Below are 3,916 nucleotides of genomic sequence, written 5' to 3'. Positions count from 1 at the left end.
GTCAGTTTTACTGAGATATAAGAATATTTCGGTGAAAAAGCGCTGATAAAAAGCCTCATCTTCTTGAAATTGTACCTCACAGAAGTAGATAGGAGTCTGGGGGTGATTATTTTGAGGCAGAAAGACTCCATCAAGACGAAAGGAAAGTTGTTTTACTTCCACTGAGTCAAAGCGGTAGTTATTCGCTTCGCTGATAGGGAGTTGAATTAATTCAAAGAAGATAGAGGGGAAAGATTGAAAGAGTTGATAAAAAATCGTGTCAGTTTTCATGCCTTTATTTCTGAACCTCCCCCCTAGGAATATACTAGCTATGGCTAAAAGTCTTGGAGAGCCTGAGTAAAATCTTCTTTGTTAATTTTTTAGTATTTCTGTATGGAGCAAGTACAAGAATACTGACCCCTAACCCCCAAACTTTTTCAGCAGACCCTAATTATATATTGGCTTCAAAAACGGGACAATAGCCTTCGGCAACCACTTTAAAACCGTAGAGGGGAGAAGCGGGATTCCAACAGCGCTGACTTTTGTAGTGGACACAGACACGACAGCAATCCATCTCCTCTAAAGCTTTGGTGATGCGATTGGGACTCTCGCTTAATAATTCCCGTTGGGAGACTCCCCGCAATAATAATTCTTCCCCTTGCCAGCGCGCTTCTACCAGTCCCGTATCGGCGAAATTACTCCACCGGGGATCCCGGGTGATCGGCTCTGGTAAGGTGATAGTGATGATCGAATCCGATTCATTTAATTCTCCCTCATAGTGACTGGGGGCCGGGGGTGTCGGTTGCATAAAGCGATCGCCAATAGGCAATTCCACCAGAGTTCCCACGGCCGGAGAATGGAGTTGATAACGGCTTTGTAATTCTTCTAAACTGGTCAAATCCGCTAGATATAGGGGCGAGCCATGGACGAACATGATATGCTGCGGCCGCAGGTTATGGATCAGTTGGGTGGTGTTACGACTATCGCTATGTTCGGCGAGTAGATAGGTTTCTTGGCTAATTAATCGCGAACGCTGTGCCGCTTTTAATCGGGGATTCTCCAGGTTGATATCGTGCAGGTGTTGGGGAACTAACATTAACCAAGGTTTATCCCCTTGCAGATATTTACTCACCTCCTCTAGGCGATCGATTAGTAAAATTATGGGAGTGGTTCCCCCTAGAGGTGTCGGTTTTTCTGGCAACCTTCGCAACCGGGGACAGATGCGCTCATCCCAAAATAAGGGCTGATGTTTGGCAAAATTTTGTACAGATGCGGGAAATTGTGGTAAAATTTCCAGGTAGGCATCGCAGGCTTTAGCGATCTTGCCCCCAACCCAGATATCAATGTCGCGGCCTGTGAATTGGTGGTGCGACCGCAGTAATTTTAAAATTTCCTGACCCAATCCCAAAGCGGGGACGGGTAGTAAGACATTTTGCCCCTCAGCGATCGCATGATAGATGCGATTCATCAACTGTTTTTCCTGCTGTCGTCGGTGGGGATGGCGCTCTGTGCCGTAACTGCCTTCAATAATCAGCACATCCGGGGATACTCCCCGCAGCAGATCGATCGATAATCCTTCCACCAGTTGAAAATTAGATAAGGAAAAATCGCCGGTATAGAGGACTTTATAGGTGCGTTTGGGGGTTTTGTAGGTGAATAGGACCACGGCGGCCCCAGGCAGGTGGCCAGCTGGAAAAATTTCGACGGTGAGATCATCAAAGAGAGTGATCGGCGATCGCCATGGCCAACCCTGACAGAAACTGCCGATTTCCTCGGCAGAATCCGGCCATTGTAGGGGCAGCAGTTGTACTGTCACCTCACTGGCATAAACTGGCAATTGGGGATAGGTCTGATGGAGAGCCATTAACCCACGGATGTGATCGCTGTGGGCATGACTACAGAACACCAGATCCACGGGTGGTTTTTTGTTTTGGGTGAGGGGTTGCATATCGGCCAAACCGCAATCTAAAAGTAGGCGATAGGGACCGATTTTCAGTAGGAGACAAACCCCTTCCGACGCGTGACCGACACCAAAAGGTAAACAGGATAAAAGGGATTTTGACCCCCAGACAGCAGTAGAGCGTTGAACCATGGCAACCCTGATCATGATGACTGGTTAGTGAGCGGAACCGTTGCCATCGTAGTTATCGCTATCGTAAAAACCGTTGCGGGTGCCGAAAAAGAGACAAGAGACGGTGAATACAGCCGTCAATGCCAACAAGATTAATTTGATGTCCATATAATTAGTGCAACTCCTCAGAGGGTATCTCCCCTCATACTAACTCAACTTTTTCGGTTGTTAGCAGCTAGGTTTCGGGTTTGACCATGGGCGCTCACCCTCTTTTAATAGTTAAACTTGCCAGTAATTTGTGATGATTTCATCAAAAACTACTGATAATTATCTGAAAAACTAGCATCTTTTGTCATACACTCCTTTGCTAAAGTGCGACGTAATGATAGGTGTAAATTCTCTCTTTTAGACATGAGGCAGTGGGTTTTCTTGGTCTATTATTTGGACTTAAAGCCAACAAGTTATTCATTTTGACTCAGATTAGCTCAATTCAATTATAGTTGAACTTTACCTAAAATGTCGGATGAATGCCCCCGCTAAATTTTTCGACAAGACATCAACCTTTGCGGGGGATGAAATCCGACCAGGATATTGACTGCGAAGCACGATTTTAATACTACTATCTATGGGTAAACTGTGTTATAATTAAACTATCCAATGGTCGAGGATTAATCGATGCTAGTCGTAGAAGCCAAGTTAAAAAACGGGACACCAGAACAATACCAAAAACTTGATGAAGCTATCAAAACTTCTCAGTTTGTGCGTAACTCTTGTGTTCGTTATTGGATGGACAATCAAGGGACAACTCGCAATGATCTCCAAAAACTTTGCGCGGTACTAGCTAACAATAAAGAGACACCATGGGTTAATAAATTAAACTCACAAGCTCGTCAATCGGCTGCTGATAGAGTCTGGCAATCAATTAATAGGTTTTACTAGAATTGTCATGCTAAGATACATGGGAAAAAGGGGTTTCCTCGGTTCAAAAAGCATAGCCGTTCGGTTGAATACAAACTAACAGGCTACCAACTATCTGAGGATCGACGTAAAATCAAGTTTACCGATGGTTTTAAAGCAGGAGAATTTGATTTATGGTGTAGTCAAAAGACATTGGTTTATTATTCAGAGCAACAGATTAAACGGGTAAGAGTTGTTAGACGTGCCGATGGTTATTATTGTCAGTTTTTGATTGACGTAGAACGGCAAGAATAACATAAAACAACGAGACAAATAACAGGAATTGACTTAGGGTTAAAGTAATTTTATACCGATGCCCAAGGTAATACTGTAGAGAATCCCCGTTATTTAAGAAAGTCAGAAAAACGACTTAAAAAAGCACAAAGGAGATTATCAAAACGATTTCGTCAAGGAAACAAACAGTCTAAAAACTATCACAAGCAACGGATAAAAGTAGCTAGGCTTCATCTTAAAGTATCAAGACAGCGTAAAGACAAAGCGATTAAAGACGCTTTGGCGTTAGTCCAGTCTAATGATCTGGTAGTTTATGAAGCTTTAAAGGTAAGAAACTTAGTCAAAAACCATAAGCTGTCTAAGTCGATTTCTGATGCTTCTTGGTATCAATTCACTGAATGGTTGAATTATTTTGCCAAGATTTATCGGATTGTTTGTGTTGCTGTTCCTCCCCATTTCACGACTCAAGATTGTTCAGTTTGTGGGACGAGAGTTCAAAAATCATTAAGCACTAGAACTCATCAATGTCCCAATTGTCAAACAGTCTTGGATAGGGATCATAATGCAGCAATAAATATTCTTAAAAAAGGGTTACAATATTTGGGAAATCATCTCAACGGTACTGTTGGGCAAACAGAAACCGACCCAAACGCCTTGGGAGAGTCCGGTCTCTGG

At 43.3% G+C, this 3,916-nt stretch carries 3 protein-coding genes and 1 pseudogene; 1 reads left to right on the top strand and 3 read right to left on the bottom strand.

Translation table 11 applies throughout. From position 1 onward, the window contains the following. From IM456_RS01980 to IM456_RS01970, 3 genes are all read right to left on the bottom strand, one after another. Positions 1-270 (bottom strand): DUF2887 domain-containing protein (locus IM456_RS01980; RefSeq protein WP_287693055.1); only part of this gene is annotated, 270 nt, incomplete at its 3' end. A 160-nt stretch (positions 271-430) separates the two neighbouring features. Beyond that, positions 431-2,071 (bottom strand): MBL fold metallo-hydrolase, encoded by a 1,641-nt coding sequence (locus tag IM456_RS01975; protein WP_149988641.1) that lies wholly within the window; start codon positions 2,069-2,071, stop codon positions 431-433. A gap of 24 nt (positions 2,072-2,095) precedes the next feature. Continuing rightward, the gene (locus IM456_RS01970) at positions 2,096-2,218 is read right to left on the bottom strand and encodes a DUF8629 family protein (RefSeq protein WP_002737208.1); all 123 of its coding nucleotides are present in this window, start codon (positions 2,216-2,218) and stop codon (positions 2,096-2,098) included. Between the two features lie 507 nt (positions 2,219-2,725). Between IM456_RS01970 and IM456_RS01965 the strand changes: the two are divergent. Continuing rightward, positions 2,726-3,916, top strand: a pseudogene (locus IM456_RS01965) (RNA-guided endonuclease InsQ/TnpB family protein); the annotation flags it as partial.

The organism is Microcystis sp. M079S1 (genome assembly GCF_020246425.1).
GTDB classification, from domain to species: domain Bacteria; phylum Cyanobacteriota; class Cyanobacteriia; order Cyanobacteriales; family Microcystaceae; genus Microcystis; species Microcystis aeruginosa.
Note: the sequence above shows the minus strand (reverse complement) of the source record. Positions and strands in the feature narration are given on the sequence as shown.

Bases quoted from the DNA above. Each gene is read 5' to 3' on its own strand.
- IM456_RS01975 (WP_149988641.1), bottom strand. From the start codon at position 2,071: ATGGTTCAACGCTCTACTGCTGTCTGGGGGTCAAAATCCCTTTTATCC.
- IM456_RS01970 (WP_002737208.1), bottom strand. From the start codon at position 2,218: ATGGACATCAAATTAATCTTGTTGGCATTGACGGCTGTATTCACCGTC.